This is a genomic window from Nonlabens dokdonensis DSW-6 (assembly GCF_000332115.1).
GTDB lineage: Bacteria > Bacteroidota > Bacteroidia > Flavobacteriales > Flavobacteriaceae > Nonlabens > Nonlabens dokdonensis.
On the sequence record NC_020156.1, the window covers coordinates 3,332,394 to 3,352,761 of the forward strand.

Here is a 20,368-nt window from a genome sequence, read left to right on the forward strand (position 1 = left end):
AGGGATGAAAGATCTAACTCTCAAAACCAGTACTGAGGAATTTGTAGTTTTTATGGAGGATAGCAATACCAATATTATGGAACAAACAACCATGATAATAAGTTCTCAAAAAGAGTTAGAAACTTTTTTTACCGTGTTTAATGCAACTAAAAATCCCAAGGTAGATTTGCCAATTGTTGATTTTAAAAATCAAAGTGTTCTCGTTGCTGGAATGGGGCAAAAATCATCTGGCGGCTACTCATTTCAGGAACCTGAAGTAGTAAACAAAAAAACCAAAACTTATAACTTCAAGGTAATCTCACCTGGACCAAAAGATCTGGTAACAATGTCGCTCACGACTCCAGGAATGATCGTTATTGCAAATCAGCCAGCAGAAAAGGTTAAAATAAACCTTGTTGATTAATAGTTTTTATTGAAAACTAAGTTGAGCTTTCAAAGGTGAAAATCCCTAATTAATCATTTTATTATAACCTTTAGGTGAATCCAATTGCTCCAAATTGCTATTCTAAAACATTTAAGAGTTGATTTTTAAAATTAATTTAAGATAAGAGTATGGTTTATTAATATTCAATTTTATTTTCGTTTTGTATCTTTTGAAATCAACTTATAAAAGCAGGATAACATTAAAAAGATGAAAACGAAACCAGACGACAAAGTCCTAGAATTAAAGAAGGAAGTACAGGAAAGTAAAGCAACTTCTAAAACAGATAAAAAAGCAGAAATAAAGAAGTCTTTTACTTATAAGTGGGAAAACCATCGTTATCTAGCAGTACGTGCTTCATATCAGTTTTTTAATGCCATCTGGACTGTTGTAATGGCTATTGGGATGTTTCTAGCCTGGTTAATTGCTGTACTCGCTACCTAATGCAAAGACGTCCATTAAAAAGTTTACATATAGTTTTTGTTATTTGCTTGATTTTATATGCTATAGTTCAATTATTAAAATTTAAAGAATATCAAGCTAACTCATTTATATATAATTATTTAAATGATCTATTAGTCATCCCAATAGTAGCCTTCATCTGTTTAAATGCAGTATGGTTTTTAAAAAGAGATTATTCTATACGATTGAGCTTCATGAGCTTATTAAGCCTAGTGGCGTTGTATGCTATTTATTTTGAAGTTTATTTACCTAGTTATCACGAGCGCTACACTGCAGATTTTTGGGATGTATTTTGTTATACGATTGGAGGACTAGTTTTCTACTTATTACAAAAGTTCCCTTGAATAACTAAATCTTTATGAATAAGAATATAATTGCAGTAATTACCTTATTCTTTATTCACGACTAAATTAAATTGAGATTTTAAATACTTATCAGACCATCTATCTTTAATGGCGATAGAACAGTTTATTGGATTAATTTTGACCTGATCATCGACAGTAATACTTCCAAAAATTTGCTTTTTGAGTTCTTTCGCTTCAACAGGATTGGGAATCATGTTAGGGTTTGTCATTAGTACCTCATTATTTGAGTCAGCAATCGTTACAGAACATTCTATGCTAACCATTCCATTTTCATCCTGTACAAAACCTTCAAGCCCTTCTACGATAAAATAAACTTGCTCAAATGGCATTATTAAATTGTCAATTATAGATATATCTCGATCACCGCTGTATAAATATAATATGTCGTATTTAATACCATTTACATCATTCAAGAACCTAGGATGATTGATAATGGTAAAACTTTTATTCCAATGATAAAATGCATCACTTTTTTTATCAATTATTTCGACATGTATGGAATAAGTCTTCCCTGGTAGAAATGGATCAGCAAATGTTACAGAATTAAAGAGATCTAGTTTACTTTCCTTAAACTCTTCCTTAAGATCATTAAAAAGATTTTCTTTAGACATCACGGTATCTCCTTTAACATCTAGTGCATAAATATTCATATCTAGATAAGCGATGCTATCGGTAAGTTTAAAACCAGTAATATTATCATAGTGAAAATCAACTTTTTCTCCATAATATATTTGCGACCTTTTAATCAAACCTGTATGATTTGTCATTCTAATGCCTTCAAATTCTAGGACATTATTGGATTTTTCGAAGTTTTTAATATAAATGCTATTAGATTCCACCTCTTGTGCAGACCCCACTAAAGAAATTAACATTAACAGCTTACAACATAAATTAATTTTCAATTTCATATACTTATGAGTTTAATAAATACCATTGTAAGCTAATGATACTTATGGAATTATGAAAATAATTGTTTTGTAATTTCTCTTTAATTTCAGACTTGGGAATTTTAATGAGTTGAATATCCTCTTTTTCAGAAATAGATCCTCCACCTTTGGAGGTTTTTTGTTTAGTTGTTACTTCTCCATAGAAAATACTAATTTGCTCAGATAGCATTCCTGGTGACGGGAAATACTCTACAATAAATTCTAATTCACTGACTTGATAACCTATTTCTTCTTTCACTTCTCTAATGGCAGCCTCATGAGCTGTTTCCTTCTCATCAATTGCACCTGCAGGAATTTCGATCATCCAGGAATGACCATGTCTAGAACTAGGATAACGGTACTGTTTTATAAATAAAAAGCTATCGGTATCTTTTTCGTATAATAAAACAGCAATAGCGTTACCACGATCTAAGGCTAAGCGAGTAGAGGTGATAGAATTTTCACTATTAAAACTGTCGTGGGTAACTTCAGCTTTATAAATTTTCAGGAAATCATTAAAAACGAGTTCTTCTTTGTTGATTTTATGTTTCATAAATCTTTATCCCTAATTCGTTTTAACTCTTGAATATCAAGCAAATCTTTAGGTCTCCCAACTTTTATTTTACTAGTTATCAAATCATCAAAAGACATGACTCTCCATCGCAAAACTTTCTCATCAATTACTTCAACTAGTTCACAATCTTTAAAAACATCATCAAAAGGTCGATTTACAGAGAATTTCGTTATTAATTCTAAATTAAGGCTTGACGGTGTAAATTTGATAGATATATTTTGTTCTTGATTTTTGACCTGATTTGGGAACTCGTTGATATCATAATCTAGATCTTGAAAAACCTTTACTAATTGAGCTAAATTGGTTTCATTTGTGTCGATCCAGAAATCAATATCAGCAGAGTGCCTTTGATAACCATGGAAGTATACTGCTCCACCACCAACTAGAATCATTTTAACTTTGTGCTTATCTGCTAGAAATAAAAATTGTTTGATATGTTCGTCCCATCCTGCAATCATTATTTCTTCTTTTTTTCTAAAATAAAATTATCAGGATTAGGTTGAAATGGTCTTGCTTGAGGCATATTGATCATAGAAGTACTTATTGATATAAAACGCATCAACCGTTCGCCACCAGACAGTTTCAAGAATTCTTCTTCTTGCAGTAGATTGCTTTGTTCTTTAGTTGTGAAGGTTACTTTCATTTGCATTTAATTTCTTACAACTAACTTTTTTGCGGTCGACCCATTCTCACCGACAATAATAACGAAGTAGATACCTTTCTTAATTTTTTCGGTATTAAACATAACCAAAGTACTGGAATTTTGTAAAGCTTTAATATTTAATTTTTTTCCTTTAACGTCATAGATAGAAACTTTTAAAACAGGAATTATACTTTCTATGTAAACCAAACCTTTAGAAGGATTTGGGTACATTTTAAAGACTGTGCTTTCTTGTGATTCTAGACTTAAGAAAACATTGATTTCTAAATAATCAGCAATACCAGAATTATCTGTATCATCATCAGTAGGATCTCCATTATTATTATAATCCTCGTCTATGGTCAGCACGCCATCACCATCATCATCAGTATCCAGATAATTAGGAATAGAATCCATATCAGTATCATCATCAGTTAATAACCCATTAGAATTTACATCCTCCCGTATATCAATAACCCCATCGTTATCACTATCTGTACAATCTAATGCCACTAACTCTAGTGAACTAACATCAAAACAAACTGGACTAGATGAGTTTTCTACTCGGACAAAAATAGTTTGATTATTAGGCGTAATATTGCTGTAGAGTTGTGTTAAAGCATTAGTATTGTTAGAAGCGTCTGTAAGATTTGAGTGATAGGAAATGCTTATATTTTGTACTCCAGTAGTTTGACCATTTACTATTTCCACATCTTTGGTTGATAAATCAAATACTTCAAATCCATCAAGATTAGAATCACAAACCTCAAATGGTGTTAATGAAACACCAACAGGAGCATAAGAGATAATCAAATCAAATAAATGTTGATCCCAGCCTCCTGTTGAACTGGTAACTCTCGTATAAATAGTTTGTGGATTTGTTGAATTAACGAATGAATTTGGATTTGTAATAACGTCAGTATTAGAAATAGCACCTGCCTGACTTAAATGATATGATACGGTAAAATTATTAGGATTTTGATTTCCTAAAACTGTAGTATCAAAAATACTCAAATCAAATGTTTCAACACCATCATTAGAAAGGTCGTCACAAACTTCAAAATCTGGAACAGGAAAGGCTATTTGAGCATTTGATAAATTTAATATTAATAGAACTATTAGATAACAATATTTTTTTTTCATACCAGCAATTTAATCATTTTAAATACTATTGCAAAAAGACAAAACCTGTAAGATTCCCATTTAATGCATCTCAAATAGAAATACATTTTAAAATGGTAAAACCTCACAGGTTATGTTTCAATCAGAAATTTTGATTTTCAAGATTTCTTAATCGATATACGGTCTTTTCACCTTTTTATCTCAGCATCATATTTATTCATATAACGCTCATAAAGTTCCGTTTGATGAGAATTTAAAGAAATGTCTCTACCGTCGATAAATGCTCTTGTCAGCTGGTTACCTCGCATATCTAATGCATTTCCTCTAGAAATAAATAGAGTAGCGCTTTTACCTTGCTCAAGTGAACCGTAATCTTTATCGATTCCTAGAATTTTTGCAGGAGTTAAAGTAATCATCATCAAAGCTTTTTCCATATCCATTCCATGACCTGCAACAGTACCAGCGTAGAAAGGGAAGTTACGAGCTTGATGTCTTTCCATACTTCCAGAATTTTCTAAAGCTACCATCACGCCCTTATCAGCTAGTAATTTTGGAAATTTATAGGGCATATCATAATCTTCATCTTCTCGAGCAGGAAGATCATGTACACGACTAGCAAGTACAGGAACATTCATAGCTACTAATTCTGCAGCAACTTTATCGCCTTCACGACCACCTACAATAACAGGCTTTTCGACATTGTTTGCTTTCACAAAAGTTAAAACATCTCTAATACCTTTTTCTCCATCTACGTGAAAATAAATATTATCATCACCATTCATTGCGTCTTTCAATGCAGCATACTTTAAATTGACTCCTACTGGATTAGGTGTTGCGCTATATGCTTTTGCACTATTCAAAAAGTCTGTCAACTCCGTAACTTGTTCATCATAATTTTTACTTGGTTCTATGGGTCCTGGATTTCTCCATGATCCAGATCTACTAAAACTAGAAGGCCAGTTGATGTGAATCCCATCATCAGTGCGTATTGCGGCATCTTCCCAGTTCCACGCATCTAACTGTACTACGCTAGATTTACCAGAAATACGTCCGCCACGAGGTACTACCTGCGCTATCAATACACCATTAGGTCTCATAGATTCTACCACGCGACTCTCTGCATTATAAGCAATAATTGATCTTATATGCGGATTGTAAGTTCCTATCTCGCGCTCATCATCACTTGCGTTAACCGCATCAACTTCAACAAGTCCTAAAGTAGAGTTCATGGCAATTATTCCAGGATATACATGCATTCCATAGGCATCTATTTTTTCTCCCTTAATATCCATGCGTACCGTTGTAGCATCTGCAATAGCGGTAATTTTACCGTTTTCTATCACTATAACTGAATTCTCTATAACGTCACCATTTCCTATGTGAGCCGTAGCATTCATAATAGTATAAACTCCAGTTTGTTCTGGTGCTGGGGTCTGTTGTGCTGTTGCATGTAAGGCAAATAAGGCACAAATTGTATATAATAATTTTTTCATTGTCTTCATTTTACCAGTGGATTGTTTCGCATTCATACAGACCTTTGTCTTTTTTCTTCGGTGTTTGCGTTTTCATTCCTTTGTTCTTTGCAAGGATCATTTCATTTACCAATTGTTGTCTTTCTTTTTTTATGCTTTCGCGAAAGCGTAAGTCACGTACCAGCTCAAAAAATACAATTCCATCTATCATGGTGATTTCTGGCTTTGCGGTAACACTCAACGGATTAGTATTCCAAAGCACTAAATCAGCATCTTTTCCTTTCTTGATACTTCCTGTACGGTCATCAATATGTAAAAGCTTTGCTGGGTTAAGAGTAACAAATTTCCATGCTTCTTCTTCACTTACACCACCGTACTTCACCGCTTTGGCAGCTTCTTGATTCAAACGTCTTGACATTTCAGCATCGTCAGAATTGAATGCTGTAAGAACACCTTGCGAGTGCATGATGGCACCATTATAAGGTATGGCGTCATTAACTTCATATTTGTATGCCCACCAGTCGCTAAATGTAGAACCACCTGCACCATGCTCTGCCATTTTATCAGCCACTTTATAACCTTCTAAAATGTGTGTAAATGTGTTGATACGGAAACCGTGCTTCTCTGCAACTTTCATTAACATATTTATCTCGCTCTGTACGTAGGAGTGACATGAAACAAAACGCTCGCTTTCTAAAATTTCTAAAAGCACTTCCATCTCTTCATCATACCTGAAATCACTTTTACCTTTAGAATTAGCATATTCTCTAGCTCTTGAGAAGTAATCTTCAAAAACTTGTTCAACACCCATTCGAGTTTGCGGAAAACGAACTCCATATTGATAACGAGATTGCTTAACATTTTCACCTAACGCAAATTTTATAAACTTAGGTGAGTTGTCATAAATCATCTCGTCTGCCTTATAGCCCCATTTTAGTTTAATGATCGCACTACGTCCACCTATAGGGTTTGCACTACCATGCAGGAGTTGAGAAGTAGTTACGCCACCTGCAAGATCACGATAAATGTTGATATCTTCATGGTCTACCACGTCTTCTATGGTAACCTCTGCAGTAGAATTGTGTCCTGCCTCGTTTACTCCGTTATCAATGGCTATATGAGAATGTTCATCGACAATACCTGAGGTTAAGTGTTTACCTGTTGCGTCTACAACACGTGCGCTTCCTGCGCTTAAGTTTTTACCGATTTTAGAAATCTTTCCATCTTTTACAAGTACGTCTGTATTTTCTAGGATTCCTTCTTCTTCGTTAGTCCAAACGGTTGCATTGCGATACAAAACAGTTTCCTCTTGAGGTTTTGAAATACTACCGTAGCCAATATTAGGAAAGGTCATCGTTCCCATTTCAGCTATAGATTCATCTTTATCCTCATCTTTTGACTTGGATTCATCTTTAGTTTCTTCTGCCTTCACAGCTGTAAAACGAACCTCATTACCGTTAGTCAAGTATGCTGTTCCAGTGAGCTGCTCATTTTCAGAAGTTGCTAGAAAACGAGTGTAGGCTTTATCTTCAGCATCTTTTTGAGTAGTAACGATATTGATCCAGTCACCATCATAAGTAATCTTTGACCCTAATGTTGTACTATCAATTTTCACAGTAACCTTTTTTCCTTTTCCTTTAATCGCAAGGTCGTAGGTAGTTCCACCGATAGTGGTAGTATAGTCACCATCGATATCCTTTGTCGTTCTATCTTTTAATATGTGTTTAGATCCTTTTACCCAATTCTCATAAATAACAGTATCGTCTTCAAATAATTTATCTGAGGTCATAATAAAATTGGCTAGCTTTCCTTTTTCTAAAGTTCCAACCATATTACTCACTTGTAAGATACTTGCAGGAGTAGTAGTCAAGGCAGCAAGAGCTTGATCTTCCGTAAGGCCATATTCTATAGCTCTTTTAAGATTTTTCATCAATTCAGCCGGCGATTTAAGATCTTTTGTAGTAATGGCATAAGTAATACCAGCTTTAGAAAGCATCATTAAATTACCTGGAGCTTGTTTCCATTCTCTCATGTCTCCTAAATTCACAAACCATTCTAGATTAGGATTAGAAACATCATAAGCATCAGGGAAATTGATAGGAACAATTAAAGAGGCATTAGTTGCTTTTATATCGTCTATCATTTCATAAGAGTCTTCACCACCTACGATAACAAATTGCTTTCCTACGCGATCACCTAGTTTATCAACTCTTAAAACATTTTTCTTGTTTCCCGCCTCAATAATTTGAACTAGATTTTTCTTTGCATTCAAAGCCTCTAAAGAAAGGTCTTTGGTTTTAGAATGACCGTTTGCATACCAGTCTGCATCAAAGTGAGTCTGACGTAGCAATGCAAGTGTCCCCATTAAAGAAGTAGGGTAAGACTGTCTGGACTGACGGCTTTTAGAAAGAGAAAAGAAATTACCACTCTCTTGTTTTAAAATACGCTCGGCATTAGTGCCTTCATTATCTAGAGCAATCAACATACCATTACCACGAGCAATACCGTCGTGTAAATGTGTTTGTAATGTACCATAGCCAGCATCTATAAATTTCTGAGCTTCTTTTTCATCATATTCATAGAAATTCATGGCGCTTTGCTCTGCTCTGATGTGATCATTCCAGTAGTAGCCTTTTCGACCTTCATCATATTGAGCAACACTGCTTCCTGGCGCTCTAGGTGGAGTTTTCATCGCCACATCACCGTATGGTTCAATAAAGGATGGATAGATATAATTACCGCCAGCATCTTCTACAACAGCGTTTTTAGGAATGGTAACATTATTACCTATGGCTTCAATCTTACCATTTTTGATAATTATGGTACCATTAGTGATCATTTTTCCTGGACTCGTAACAATATTGGCATTTTTTATAACGCGAGTGATATGACTTACCGCGCTAATGTCATCATTGTTAGGGAAATACTCTTGTGCCTGCAAAGAAAAGCAAGCCAAAAGCATGAGAGATAGTATTCTTTTCATGTAATTAAAATTTATTTGATAAAGATAGCCAAATCCCAAAAGAACCTTTCTCATAAAGATTTCTTAAAACATGAATTTGAATTAAAACCTGTTGATAACCTAAGCTTTATTTAATCATCCATTAAAAATGACTCACAAAAAAAGCTCAAATTCACAGTTAATTTGAGCTTATAATTTGTGTTCTAAAATGATTTATTTCATCTTTCTGTTTGCTTTTTTAGCAAGACGTTTTACTTTTTTATTCAGGTCTTTCATTAATTTTTCAACTGCACTTTCACACATAGGCTGTATCTTTTTAGGAGTCATCACTGGAATTCCACCTACCATTACTGCTTTCTTTTTGGACCCTGCAACTTCATTGAATTGAAAAATACTATTGTTATTATTAGTATATAGGTCCATACTATATCTCGCTTGGATACTTACATAGCCGAAGCTACCAACACCGGTTTTTACAAAACCAAACGATAATTTCACAAACATAATAGCATCTACGTCTAGGGCTTCTGCAACTGATTTTAAAGCCTTAACATTATCTCTATATGCTGGAATTGCTTGATATCCATCAATAGCAACTGTAGTTTCAGAGTTCGTAATTAGATTTTTACCTTGTGAATACACTGGTTTGAAAGCTTTGTAGGCTTCATTATTCAGAACAGTTTGTTCATCAATTATTTCAAAATCAAAATTCTCTTTATACTCTGCAAAAAAGGCTTTGTGCAACTTTTTTAAAGGCTCCGTAAGATTAAAATTAGGATCTTCACTTAAACTGGTGTTCTTAGTTGCTAGGTCAGCGGCACCACTAATGTTCGATAAATCAATTGTTTTGTTAGCATAAAAGGTGATAACAGCGACTTTTTTCTTTTGAGCTGTTGAAAGCATACTTAGACAAAGAAATGCTATAAAAATGATAGTACTTAAATTTTTCATTAGGTTGATTTTTATTTATAAGATAGGAAAGGTAAACGTTTTCAAGCAAATAGAACGTTACCTACTTATAATAATTCACTAACAAGGCTACCACATAACTATAAGTTTCCATTCCGCCAGGTTGATTGTTTGCTTTGAGATAAGCGTTATAAGTGACTTGAGAAACATCTTCAATAACACCTTCATATTGCTTCCAGAAATCTCTTAGTTCTTTATAATTTTTAAAAATACCATCCTTGATTAATGGTCTAATGTTTTCATACTTTTCAAGATCACGTCGGTACAAATCATTAATACAATAGCGCAGTGCAAAAATGGACGCACTATACTGAAAATATAGATCGTCATGATTCATTCCTGCAATGATGGCAATAAAATTGGCCTCATTTTCTTTTGCAAAACCCAACTGATGCGACATTTCATGTAAGGTAAGAACTGGTGTTTTGTAATTATTGATCCAAGCGTTAGTATGCGCCTCACCAGTCAGCGGATTCAAATAACCGCTATATCCCATGTAGGATAACGGTATGGTAAGTAAGGATTTTTTGATACTCGCATTTCCATAACTCAATGCTGGATAAATGTGATCAATATTTTCAAATCCTTGTGGTGCGAGTTCAAAAAGCTCTGATTGAGAACGCTCAAAAACAACTGGCAAAGAATCCACCGGCTGTAGTTGATCATGCAATTTATTTGAAGTATAAATCAGTTGACGAACTACGGTTTCCAGTTCTTCGGTGGTATACTCATTATCTAAATCAAGAACTTCATGCAATGGTTCACGATAATAATTAAAACCCCACATGCAGTGAAAAAGGGCAATAATTATATTTAAGGAAAGAAATAGTTGTGTGTAACGCTTTCGCGAAAGCGAGATCAAATCCCTATTACTCAACCACAACCATCTTATGATCATGATGATAGAAACCGAATAAACGATATCACCAAACGAGAACGGAATCCAACCAAGACCAAACCGCATCGCTTTTGCGATATAAGGATAAATTCCAGTGCTGTATAACGATTCTACTGTCGCAGGAAAATATCGCAAACTATAATAAAACAAGATTTGAAGAAAAAATAAACCAATGGCGATAAGCAGTAATCGATTTTTACGCATGCAGTAGGAACCTCTTTTAAATTTTACTCAAATATATTTGTTTTGGTGATTCTTTTACGACCTTTGAATTTCAAATTGATCAGAAATGAACTTCATCCTATCAGACTTTAATAAACACACCACTTTATTACCATTTACATATACACGACCTACTTGTGAGCTGCGTTGTGGAATCTTAACACTACGAGAGAAATGGGAAAAACTTCTAGGTGAAAAAGTAAGCTTTCAAACAGAAGAATACCTGCAGGCTAAATATCCTTTGGTGGAAACTGATGATAATATCGTTATTGCAGGAAATGTTTTTGCCACAGCTGCATTATGTAAAGCGATCAAGAATTTGAAACCAGAACAAAAATTGCTGGCTGGAAATGAGATCATCGCTTACCGCGTTAAAGAACTGCATACGCCTACCATAGAACTAGAGCAAGTTCTTTTCTTAGAAGAAGAAGTGGATGCTATAGACTTTACCTGGGATATTTTTGCAAAAAATGGTAAAGCCCTAGAAGCCGATTTTGATTTGATCACCGCAGGAAGAAAAAGTCAACCTATTCCTGATTCTGTAAATTATATAAATGAGGACCGCATTTTTATAGAAGAAGGAGCACAACTTCAATTTGCTACTTTAAATGCGTCTACAGGTTCTATATATATAGGTAAAGATGCCGAAGTGATGGAAGGATCTATCATACGCGGTGCTTTTGCACTTTGTGATCATAGTTCTACTAAACTAGGAACTAAAGTTTATGGGCCGACTACCGTAGGGCCACATTCGAAAATAGGCGGTGAAGTTAGCAACTCTGTTATTTTTGGCTTTTCTAATAAAGGACATGAAGGTTTTCTAGGAAATTCAGTTCTTGGAGAATGGTGCAATCTAGGAGCAGATACGAATACGAGTAACCTAAAAAACAACTATGCCGAAGTAAAGTTATGGAGCTATGAAACAGGCCGTTTTGCCAAAACTGGCTTACAGTTTTGTGGTTTGATGATGGGCGATCATTCTAAATGTGGAATCAACACCATGTTCAACACAGGAACGGTGATAGGAGTAAGTGCTAATATTTACGGCGCTGGCTATCCTCGTAATTTTATCCCATCATTCAATTGGGGTGGACCACAAGGTAATATGACCTATAAGACTAATAAAGCCTATGAGGTTGCCGATGTCGTTATGAAAAGACGTGGTTTATCACTTGAACAAATGGACATCGATATTCTAGATCATATTTTTGAGGCGACCACAAAGTACCGCAAAGATTAATTAACTCTGACATAACGCTCTCCGCAAGGTTCAATGCAAAAATGATTTACTTCAAGCATGTTCCCATTGAGTACATAAGTACCTGTGCAATTATCTACATCTATCGTGGTGTTGGCTGTGTCATATGTACCTGTGGTTGTTGCTTGTGTTAAACTACCAAAACAAAAACTTACATTGCAATTTACCACTCCAGTAGATAGAAACTGAAGCGTTTTTCCAGTCGCTGGTTGGTAAGTACCGCTACCATCACCTGGATCGGCTAGAATTGCAACTAATTGCCAATTTCCCTCTATTCCTAGATTAGTATTAGAACTATCATCATCCGTATTACAAGAAATTACGATGAGTGTTAATGAAAATAAGAAAAGTAACTTTTTCATGGCTGGGTCATTTATTCAATAGATGCAAGTAATATTAAAAGGTTGCGTTTCTATTATTTTAATTCTTGTAAGAATCCGCTACCTTTAGTTTTTAAAATTAGCTCATGAAAAGTTTCTATCACATTTTTTTGTTGTTTTTGTTGGTTTCCGCTTTTGCGAAAGCGCAATCCACAACATCATCTCAACCATTTACAGGCTATTACGATTTTACCTATAATGAAGATAAAGGAACTATACTTCTAGAGGTCAAAGACTTGAATAAAGAATTTCTTTATGTCCACTCTTTAACTAGTGGTGTAGGATCTAACGATTTAGGATTAGATCGAGGACAATTAGGTGATGGAGTAGTAGTCAAATGGATCAAAAGTGGGAATAAGTTATTATTAATGCAACCTAATTTAAACTATCGTGCCAGTTCTACAAATCCAGACGAAAAAGCCTCTATAGAACAAGCTTTCGCACGATCAGTATTATTCGGTTTTGAGATAAAAGAAAAGAAAAACGGTAATTTCATAATCGATTTGACTCCATTCTTGATGCAAGATGCTCACGGAGTTGCAAAACGCTTAAAAGACCGCAAACAAGGTGCTTATAAATTAGATAAATCTCGCAGCGTTTTATGGATGGAAAACACCAAGAGTTTTCCTAAAAACACCGAGTTTGAAGCCATGCTTACGTTTACAGGAACACCTACTGGTAGAGAAGTACGCAGTGTTGCACCAGATGCTAGTAGTATCACGGTTATTCAGCACCATAGTTTTGTGGAGTTGCCAGATAGTAATTATGAACCAAGAGTATTTCATCCTCGTAGTGGATCGTTTTATAGAAGTTATATGGATTACAGCGCACCAGTTTATGAGCCGATTCAAAAGCGATTTATTACACGCCATAGATTAGAAAAGAAAAATCTGCAAGCTGCCGTAAGCGAGCCTGTAGAACCTATTATTTATTACCTAGATCGTGGCACACCAGAACCAGTAAGAAGTGCTTTATTAGAAGGTGCAAGCTGGTGGAATCAAGCTTTTGAGTCGGCTGGATATTCTAATGCATTTCAAGTAAAAATGCTACCAGAAGATGCCGATCCTATGGATGTGCGTTACAATATCATTCAATGGGTACATCGCAGTACGCGAGGCTGGAGTTATGGCGGTAGCGTGGTAGATCCACGAACTGGTGAGATTATTAAAGGTCACGTAAGTTTAGGAAGTTTGCGCATCCGCCAGGATTTTATGATTGCACAAGGGTTGTTAAAAGAACCATTTAATGAAAATGATGATAATCATGATGCGATGATGGAAATGGCGCTAGCAAGAATCAGACAACTAGGAGCTCATGAAGTAGGTCATACACTAGGTTTTGCTCATAATTTTGCCGCAAGTACTGAGAACCGCACAAGTGTAATGGATTATCCGCATCCTAAGTATGATATTATAGATGGTGAAATTTCTTTAAAAGATGCTTATGCTGAAGGAATCGGAAGCTGGGATGATTTGACCGTTCAATATTCCTATGGATTGCCTAATAAAAATCAAACTGAAGCCGAATATTTAGCATCCATCCTGAAAAAAGCTACTGCCGCCCAGCATAAATTTATTTCAGATAGTGATGCAAGAGCTGCAGGTGGCGCAAATGCTAGTGCGCATTTGTGGGATAATGGCGAAAATCCGGCAGAAGAATTAAAACATATATTGAACGTAAGACAGATTGCTATGAATCAATTCTCGATTCATAATATCAAGTCTGGTGAACCTTTGAGTGTTTTAGAAGATGTTTTTGTACCAGTTTATTTTGCCCATCGCTATCAAGTAGAAGCAACGGTAAAATTGATAGGTGGAGTAGCGTATGAGTATGAAACAAAAGATGGAACAAATGCTGAGTTTAAAAATGTAGCCACTGTAAATCAAAAAGAAGCTTTGCGCGCAATTTTAAAAACCATCGATCCGGCGAATTTAAAAATCCCTAAAAATGTGTTGGACCTATTTCCACCACGAGCTTATGGTTATGGTAGAACTAGAGAAAGTTTCAAATCAAAAACCGGTGTTACATTTGATGCATTAACAGCGGCTGCAACTAGCGTGGATATGACTTTTGATTTATTGTTTCATCCGCATCGTATGAATAGAATCGCTACTCAAAATGCTTTACATAAACAAAATAATGCCGATTCTGATAGTGCTGCAATGACACTAGACGTAATTCTTTCTCAGATATCTGATCAAGTATTTATGGACAGAAATACTAACGATTCGTACGGAACTGCGATTATTCAAAGTAACCAAGAATTATTTTTAAATCACCTTATGAATTTAATCGCTAGCTCTAGAACTATCGTTCAAGTTAAAGCTGCTGCAAGATATCAACTGGATGAAATAGAAAACGATTTAAGTAAAAGAAAAGCGTTTGACAAAGAACTCTTATCTCAAATACAACACTTCAATGCACATCCAGAATTATTTAAAGTGAAGCCTTTGCCTAGTATTCCTGATGGAAGTCCTATTGGCTGTGGAGTTTCTGGAAGCTAATCTTTTTAGAATTTGATTTCCGCTTTCGCGAAAGCGAGATTTTAACAACAATACAAAAGCTCCTAAAAGTTAGAAACCTTTTAAGAGCTTTTGATTTAATGATAAGTACTGTATTAAATACTATTTACAAAGTCTTGAAAAACTTCTTTGTGTTTCTCTAAATCAAGATCTGGAGAAAGAGAAGCACGAACAATGTAATCTTTATCGCCTTCCTTTGTGGTTCCTTGAGTGGATGTCGCTGGAATAGTCCAGTAGCAGCCTTTCAATTGCCCGTAGCTCACACAAAATTTACTTTCATCAGGAATTTCGGTGATCATTAAGTTGATCAATTTAAGATTTAACTCTCTTTTATATCGTTCCTTTTCTTCCTCAGTCGCTCCTTGAGTAGGTAAATCCATTGAGAATACAGAAGGAGTAAAACCTTCACTGGCAAGCTCTTCTGATACAAAATTGATTTTGGCACTAGGCAGTGTTTCCTCGATAAAGCTTACAAATTCACGTGTGTTTTTGTACGCATCTGCAATGCGCTGATTCATAGATGGCAATTGCTCAGCAAGGATTTCATATTGAAGTTGTGTCGCTTCATTATCGCAAAGTTCTAGATGCAAGGAAATTTTATCCATCAATCGTTGTGTTTTATTGTTTCCTACGCAATAACCAGCGGTACAACGGCCACCACTAGGGAATTTAGATCCACTAGCATAAGCAATAGTTCTTACTGTGCTAAGCATCTTGTTTTCTCCTAAGAAGTGAACGTTGGGACAAAAAGTCTGATCGAGAATAAAAACTGGATCGATAGCGGTCTCCCCATTTGCTGTTTTACGTTCTTTACTAAGAACTTCTTTCAATTTAACAAGATCTGGAACTTCCACACGTGGATTAGTTGGTATCTCTGCAATGATATAAGGTATGGCGTCTTGCTGTGCGATATTTTCTAAAACACGATCAATACTTTGCACCATATCATTTTCACCATCTACAGGAAGGTCTACAATTTCTATATGATCTAAGCAAGCAGCTACGCGTCTAGCTTGATCGTTTGTACCTCCATAACAATTAGGTGGAACAACAAATTTAATAGCTTTACCATGATGGTTTTCTTGTGCATCATGAATCAGTCCCATCATGATCGCGTATTGAACAGACAATCCACTAGAACCTACTAATGGAGTGATTTGAGTTCCTGTAATTTCCTTAATGGATTCTAAAACACTTGCTTTGTTATTCTCTAAATTACTATCAACAACACCAATAGATTCACCAACAAATTCGTGCAATGCAGTTAGGGAGTCGGCTGGAGTCATGGCAACAGTTTCTCTTCTACGCACATGCTGTATATCGGCAACGTAATCGTTATTATCTTCACCATTAATGACAAGAATACTTCCTAAACGGCCATGCAAACTGATGGAAAAATCTACGTTGGGATTCATTTCTACCGTATCAATTTTATCTTTTTTAGCGATGAAAATTGTACTACCATTAAAGGCTTTTATCTCAGAAATATTAGAAACTTGATTCAATTCAAAATGGTAACCATAAATTTCTTTAATCAATTGATCGTTAAAAGATTCAGGTAATTCACCTAAATAATTAATTTGGGTCTTTTTCTTATGAAATAAGTTTGCTCTCAACACCGCTAGAACTGGAACTGTTTGTGAAGCAAAACTAATAACATTCTCTGCATCAATGCCATGTTGCTTTGCTATTGCCCATTCTAACACACAAGAAAGCGGATGACCTAATCTAATATAATCATAAGCCGTAGGTAAGTTCTCTAAAGCAGCAGCATCTGCAACATCGTCCTTGTATAGGTTTTCAAAATACTCTAGGAACTGAGTTTTGGCCAGTTTTTCATTATAAATATCCAGTCTATGTGTGGTAATATCTACCCAGCCAGCTGGTTGATGATTTAATACTTGTTTTAAGAAACTTACAATCTTTGCTTTTTGTGTCATATCCTTGATTATTAATTGCAAAAATAGGGTTTATTAGAACCGATAGAAAAGCTTTAACAAGACCTTTTCATTGCGTAAAAGACGTCATATGATGAGCTTATTTAACAGAAAGTTATCTATTTCATGTTACTAATAATGACGGTTTGAGATTATCTTTATAGGAAATTAAGATCATGAGATATATCTGTTTACTAGTAGCGTTTTGTATGAGTACAACCATTTTTGGTCAAGATATTTCCAGAACAAAGGTCGATGGTAAAATTATTGTAGAAGGAAGCGATATTTATGGGATCACCATTTACAATACCAATTCTAAACAGGGAACATTAACCGATGCAAAAGGAGCCTTTACTATAGAAGTTGCTTTGAATGACTTGATTGAAGTGAGAGCCATTGAATATAAAAACTTTGATTTACGTATAAATCAAGCACAAATAGATTCTAAAAAGTTATTTGTATTCTTAATTGAAGAAATTGAAAAACTAGACGAGGTAGTCATCGTTTCGGCCAACAAATTGACTGGAGACTTAAAACAAGATGTAACTAGATCCAAGCCTTATGTTTTAAATTCCAACGCAGCTTACTTTGGAGTAAAGAAAGATATCAAAGACTTTGGTGGAAATAACAAAGAACAAATTGAAGAAATAGGTGTGCAATCTCAATCGATGCAAGTTGTTAATAGTTTGAACTTAACGAATGTTGTAGATCAATTGTTGATACCTCTTTTTAGATCTGAAGTTCAAGATAAAAAATCTGCTGGTGTACCAGAAGTACCAGCTAAATCTATTAAATATTACTTAGGTTCTTCATTTCTGGTAAATAATTTCAATATACCAGAGCATCGAGTAGAGGAATTTATTCGTTATGTGGAATCAAAAAGTTTTGATTTCAACCTTTTAAATTATGGGAATGAACTGGAGTTTCTTGCGTTACTAGATAAAAAGAGTAAAGAATTTTTAAAGACTAAAACAAAGAAAGAATAACCTCTAAGACTTTCTCAACCATCCTACCTTATATTTCCATAATTTCATCTCTTGCTGACGCGATTCAAGGTTATTAGGGCAATGGTTGTTTTCATTTACGGCTTGTGCTCTTATGATTTGAGTTTGCTCTTCTACAGTGTTCCATCCTAAATGGTTCCTTCTCTTGTTTACCGTTGATAGATCATCATATTTTTGCGGACTCAAAAGACCGTTGGCGTCCCAATCAAACTGAGTACAGAATAGTTGTGGTTGTTCCTCAAAAACGGCTATTCTATCGCTTAAATAAGCTAATTGCTCTTTCGATATTTGACTAGGACTTTCCACTTTCATCAGCAACTCTTGATACCTTTTCATAAAACTAGGTAAACTTATGGCGTGCTGTACCACTAGCCATGCAGCTTGACTAGCTTCCTTACCTATTTTTTCGAGGATTGGAAATCCATATTGATCAATAATCTCGTTGAGCCTATGAGCATTAGAAATATGCAGCTCTTCCATTGCTTTATGGTAGCCTTCAAATAACTTTCCTTCTTTTACTAGCCGATCTCGCAAAGCTAAATCTGCTGTTTTGAGTGCAATAATCTCTTCAATTACATCTTGATGGTACATTAAAAAAATAGTCATTTATCGATATGGTGGCCCAGAAACCCAACCTACGATACTTTGTCTGGTGCCTTTGGTAATAGGAGTGACGCGGTGCATAATAAAGGAAGGGAAAATAACTATGGTTCCTTTTTTCCTTGGTGCAGTCACAATTTCTTTATTAATCATAAACTGTAGATCGCCGCCTTCATACTCTTCTTCATCAGATAATTGAATGGTCATACTTAATTTTCTAGCAGAGATTTCTCCTGCTCCAAAATCTAAGTGCCAATCAAAAAAATTACCTTCAGAATACTTTGTGAGTTGAAGTTCTTGATGAAATCCTAATAAATCAAAATTATAGCGCTCTCTATTGCAATTGATGGCCAATGCTCCTAATTTGCTATAAATCCAATCATTCTCTGGTGTGTTATCAATAAACATAACCGAGCTTTTACGCAGCTCATCATTGTATTTTTTATCGCCGCTCAACGTGGCTTTAATGGTTTTATCGTCATCCCAAAAACCGATGATTTTATCTACCTCATGTGGAAGAAATAAACCTTGATAGTATATGAACTCAGCAAAATTGTGGAGTAAAGGTAATCCGAATGTATAATTAATGGACATGAGAAATATGGTTAGTTGTAAGTCTTAAAAATACTGTTTTTTTTAAATTCATTTGTATATAAAAACATAGTCCTTGATTTACACAAACAGCGCATTGATGTTCCATATAGTTAATTTTTAAATTCTTTTTAACCGTTTGACAAGTAATTCCTTATAAAACGACTTATAAATTATAATTATTAATCACGAACATTTCTTATGAATAAATTCATACTACTATTATTGTTACTACCATGTGTAGTTATAGCTCAAGAGACTAAAGAAGAAGATGTATATACCTATAAAAAAGGAGATCCTAATGGTACTGGAAAGTGGTATATGGGAAGAGAAATTGCTTATGTGATGGGCTATCAAGGTATGAGCTGGTTAGATAGGCCAGAACGGGAAAAGGAAGAGAACACCTCAAAATTATTAAAAAATATGAATCTTAAACCAGGGGACACCATTGCTGATATAGGTGCTGGATCTGGTTATCATGTTTTTAAAATGGCACCAAATTTAACTAGGGGTTTGTTTATGCCGTTCATATTCAGGACGAAATGCTAGAGGTGATGGATCAACGAATTGTACAATCACAAATCAATAACGTTGCGACCATAAAAGGCAGTGAAAAGACCGTTAATCTACCTGAGAATTCCGTAGATAAAATACTTATGGTAGATGTGTATCACGAATTTAGTTTCCCGGTAGAAATGATCGCATCCATCAAAAAAGCTTTAAAAGCTGATGGTAAAATTTACTTGATTGAGTACCGTGCAGAAGATTCTAGCGTACCCATAAAAGAGGTGCATAAAATGAGTGAAAAGCAAGCCGTAAAGGAAATGAAAGCAGCAGGCTTCAAATTAGAAAGTAATTCAACCAACTTACCATGGCAACATTGTATGGTATTTGTTAGGCAATAATTGGCTTTTAATTCTTTTCAAATAAAAATAGCTTTCTTGTTTATCAACCTATTTAAAACAGGTATTTGTAAGTCGCTTTATTCCGCTTTCGCGAAAGCGAGATTATTTTTAAACCTAATTTCTTACTACTGTTCATTA

The 20,368-nt window shown here is 34.9% G+C and carries 21 protein-coding genes; 8 read left to right on the forward strand and 13 right to left on the reverse strand.

Annotated features, from left to right (window positions below):
• Window positions 1–4: 4 nt before the first annotated feature.
• The 3 genes from DDD_RS14630 to DDD_RS14640 all read left to right on the forward strand — a co-directional run bounded on the left by DDD_RS14630 (window position 5) and on the right by DDD_RS14640 (window position 1,227).
• Entirely contained in the window at window positions 5–403 is a 399-nt protein-coding gene (locus DDD_RS14630) for a protease complex subunit PrcB family protein (protein WP_041567198.1), read from the forward strand.
• Window positions 404–631: 228 nt separating this feature from the next.
• Window positions 632–865, forward strand: coding sequence for a hypothetical protein (locus tag DDD_RS14635; RefSeq protein ID WP_015363713.1), 234 nt, complete (start codon window positions 632–634; stop codon window positions 863–865).
• The gene (locus DDD_RS14640) at window positions 865–1,227 is read left to right on the forward strand and encodes a hypothetical protein (RefSeq protein ID WP_015363714.1); all 363 of its coding nucleotides are present in this window, start codon (window positions 865–867) and stop codon (window positions 1,225–1,227) included. The genes DDD_RS14635 and DDD_RS14640 overlap by 1 nt, the downstream gene beginning before the upstream one ends.
• Before the next feature lie 44 nt (window positions 1,228–1,271).
• Here the strand turns inward: DDD_RS14640 and DDD_RS14645 are convergent, their stop codons facing one another.
• The 9 genes from DDD_RS14645 to DDD_RS14685 form a co-directional block, all read right to left on the reverse strand.
• Window positions 1,272–2,156: a hypothetical protein gene (locus DDD_RS14645; protein WP_146250819.1), complete on the reverse strand. Its 885-nt coding sequence runs from the start codon at window positions 2,154–2,156 to the stop codon at window positions 1,272–1,274.
• 4 nt (window positions 2,157–2,160) lie between these two features.
• Entirely contained in the window at window positions 2,161–2,727 is a 567-nt protein-coding gene (locus DDD_RS14650; protein ID WP_015363716.1) for an NUDIX domain-containing protein, read from the reverse strand.
• Window positions 2,724–3,206, reverse strand: coding sequence for a nucleotidyl transferase AbiEii/AbiGii toxin family protein (locus DDD_RS14655; RefSeq protein ID WP_015363717.1), 483 nt, complete (start codon window positions 3,204–3,206; stop codon window positions 2,724–2,726). The genes DDD_RS14650 and DDD_RS14655 overlap by 4 nt, the downstream gene beginning before the upstream one ends.
• Complete coding sequence (locus DDD_RS14660) at window positions 3,206–3,391, reverse strand: hypothetical protein (RefSeq protein ID WP_015363718.1); 186 nt, start codon at window positions 3,389–3,391, stop codon at window positions 3,206–3,208. The genes DDD_RS14655 and DDD_RS14660 overlap by 1 nt, the downstream gene beginning before the upstream one ends.
• 6 nt (window positions 3,392–3,397) lie before the next feature.
• Window positions 3,398–4,531: a T9SS type A sorting domain-containing protein gene (locus DDD_RS14665; protein ID WP_015363719.1), complete on the reverse strand. Its 1,134-nt coding sequence runs from the start codon at window positions 4,529–4,531 to the stop codon at window positions 3,398–3,400.
• A 167-nt stretch (window positions 4,532–4,698) separates the two neighbouring features.
• A complete protein-coding gene (locus tag DDD_RS14670; RefSeq protein WP_041567490.1) occupies window positions 4,699–6,012 on the reverse strand; it encodes an amidohydrolase family protein in 1,314 nt (437 codons plus the stop codon).
• Window position 6,013: 1 nt separating this feature from the next.
• Window positions 6,014–8,965, reverse strand: coding sequence for an amidohydrolase family protein (locus DDD_RS14675; RefSeq protein ID WP_041567491.1), 2,952 nt, complete (start codon window positions 8,963–8,965; stop codon window positions 6,014–6,016).
• 192 nt (window positions 8,966–9,157) lie between these two features.
• Window positions 9,158–9,895, reverse strand: a complete 738-nt coding sequence (locus DDD_RS14680) for a hypothetical protein (RefSeq protein WP_015363722.1) — start codon at window positions 9,893–9,895, stop codon at window positions 9,158–9,160.
• A gap of 61 nt (window positions 9,896–9,956) precedes the next feature.
• The gene (locus DDD_RS14685; protein ID WP_015363723.1) at window positions 9,957–11,015 is read right to left on the reverse strand and encodes a DUF3810 domain-containing protein; all 1,059 of its coding nucleotides are present in this window, start codon (window positions 11,013–11,015) and stop codon (window positions 9,957–9,959) included.
• Between the two features lie 85 nt (window positions 11,016–11,100).
• Here DDD_RS14685 and DDD_RS14690 point away from each other — a divergent pair, with 85 nt between their 5' ends.
• Window positions 11,101–12,273, forward strand: a complete 1,173-nt coding sequence (locus tag DDD_RS14690; protein ID WP_015363724.1) for a GlmU family protein — start codon at window positions 11,101–11,103, stop codon at window positions 12,271–12,273.
• Here DDD_RS14690 and DDD_RS14695 read toward each other — a convergent pair.
• Window positions 12,270–12,653: a hypothetical protein gene (locus DDD_RS14695; protein WP_015363725.1), complete on the reverse strand. Its 384-nt coding sequence runs from the start codon at window positions 12,651–12,653 to the stop codon at window positions 12,270–12,272. The genes DDD_RS14690 and DDD_RS14695 overlap by 4 nt on opposite strands.
• 104 nt (window positions 12,654–12,757) lie before the next feature.
• Here DDD_RS14695 and DDD_RS14700 point away from each other — a divergent pair, with 104 nt between their 5' ends.
• The gene (locus DDD_RS14700; RefSeq protein WP_015363726.1) at window positions 12,758–15,175 is read left to right on the forward strand and encodes a zinc-dependent metalloprotease; all 2,418 of its coding nucleotides are present in this window, start codon (window positions 12,758–12,760) and stop codon (window positions 15,173–15,175) included.
• A 113-nt stretch (window positions 15,176–15,288) separates the two neighbouring features.
• On the opposite strand, the gene DDD_RS14705 is transcribed toward DDD_RS14700, so the two are convergent.
• Window positions 15,289–17,133 carry a PLP-dependent aminotransferase family protein gene (locus tag DDD_RS14705; RefSeq protein WP_015363727.1) on the reverse strand — a complete coding sequence of 615 codons (1,845 nt, stop codon included), beginning with the start codon at window positions 17,131–17,133 and terminating at the stop codon, window positions 15,289–15,291.
• Window positions 17,134–17,339: 206 nt separating this feature from the next.
• Here DDD_RS14705 and DDD_RS14710 point away from each other — a divergent pair, with 206 nt between their 5' ends.
• On the forward strand, window positions 17,340–18,116 hold the full coding sequence (locus DDD_RS14710; RefSeq protein WP_015363728.1) for a carboxypeptidase-like regulatory domain-containing protein: 777 nt from the start codon (window positions 17,340–17,342) through the stop codon (window positions 18,114–18,116).
• 3 nt (window positions 18,117–18,119) lie between these two features.
• Here the strand turns inward: DDD_RS14710 and DDD_RS14715 are convergent, their stop codons facing one another.
• Both DDD_RS14715 and DDD_RS14720 read right to left on the reverse strand, forming a co-directional pair.
• Window positions 18,120–18,740, reverse strand: a complete 621-nt coding sequence (locus tag DDD_RS14715) for a DUF6624 domain-containing protein (protein ID WP_236613383.1) — start codon at window positions 18,738–18,740, stop codon at window positions 18,120–18,122.
• Complete coding sequence (locus DDD_RS14720; protein ID WP_015363730.1) at window positions 18,741–19,328, reverse strand: 2OG-Fe(II) oxygenase; 588 nt, start codon at window positions 19,326–19,328, stop codon at window positions 18,741–18,743. It abuts the gene before it with no gap.
• 198 nt (window positions 19,329–19,526) lie between these two features.
• Here DDD_RS14720 and DDD_RS18260 point away from each other — a divergent pair, with 198 nt between their 5' ends.
• Window positions 19,527–19,874, forward strand: a complete 348-nt coding sequence (locus DDD_RS18260) for a class I SAM-dependent methyltransferase (RefSeq protein ID WP_015363731.1) — start codon at window positions 19,527–19,529, stop codon at window positions 19,872–19,874.
• Between the two features lie 5 nt (window positions 19,875–19,879).
• Entirely contained in the window at window positions 19,880–20,230 is a 351-nt protein-coding gene (locus tag DDD_RS18265) for a methyltransferase domain-containing protein (protein WP_015363732.1), read from the forward strand.
• The last annotated feature ends 138 nt before the right edge of the window (window positions 20,231–20,368 follow it).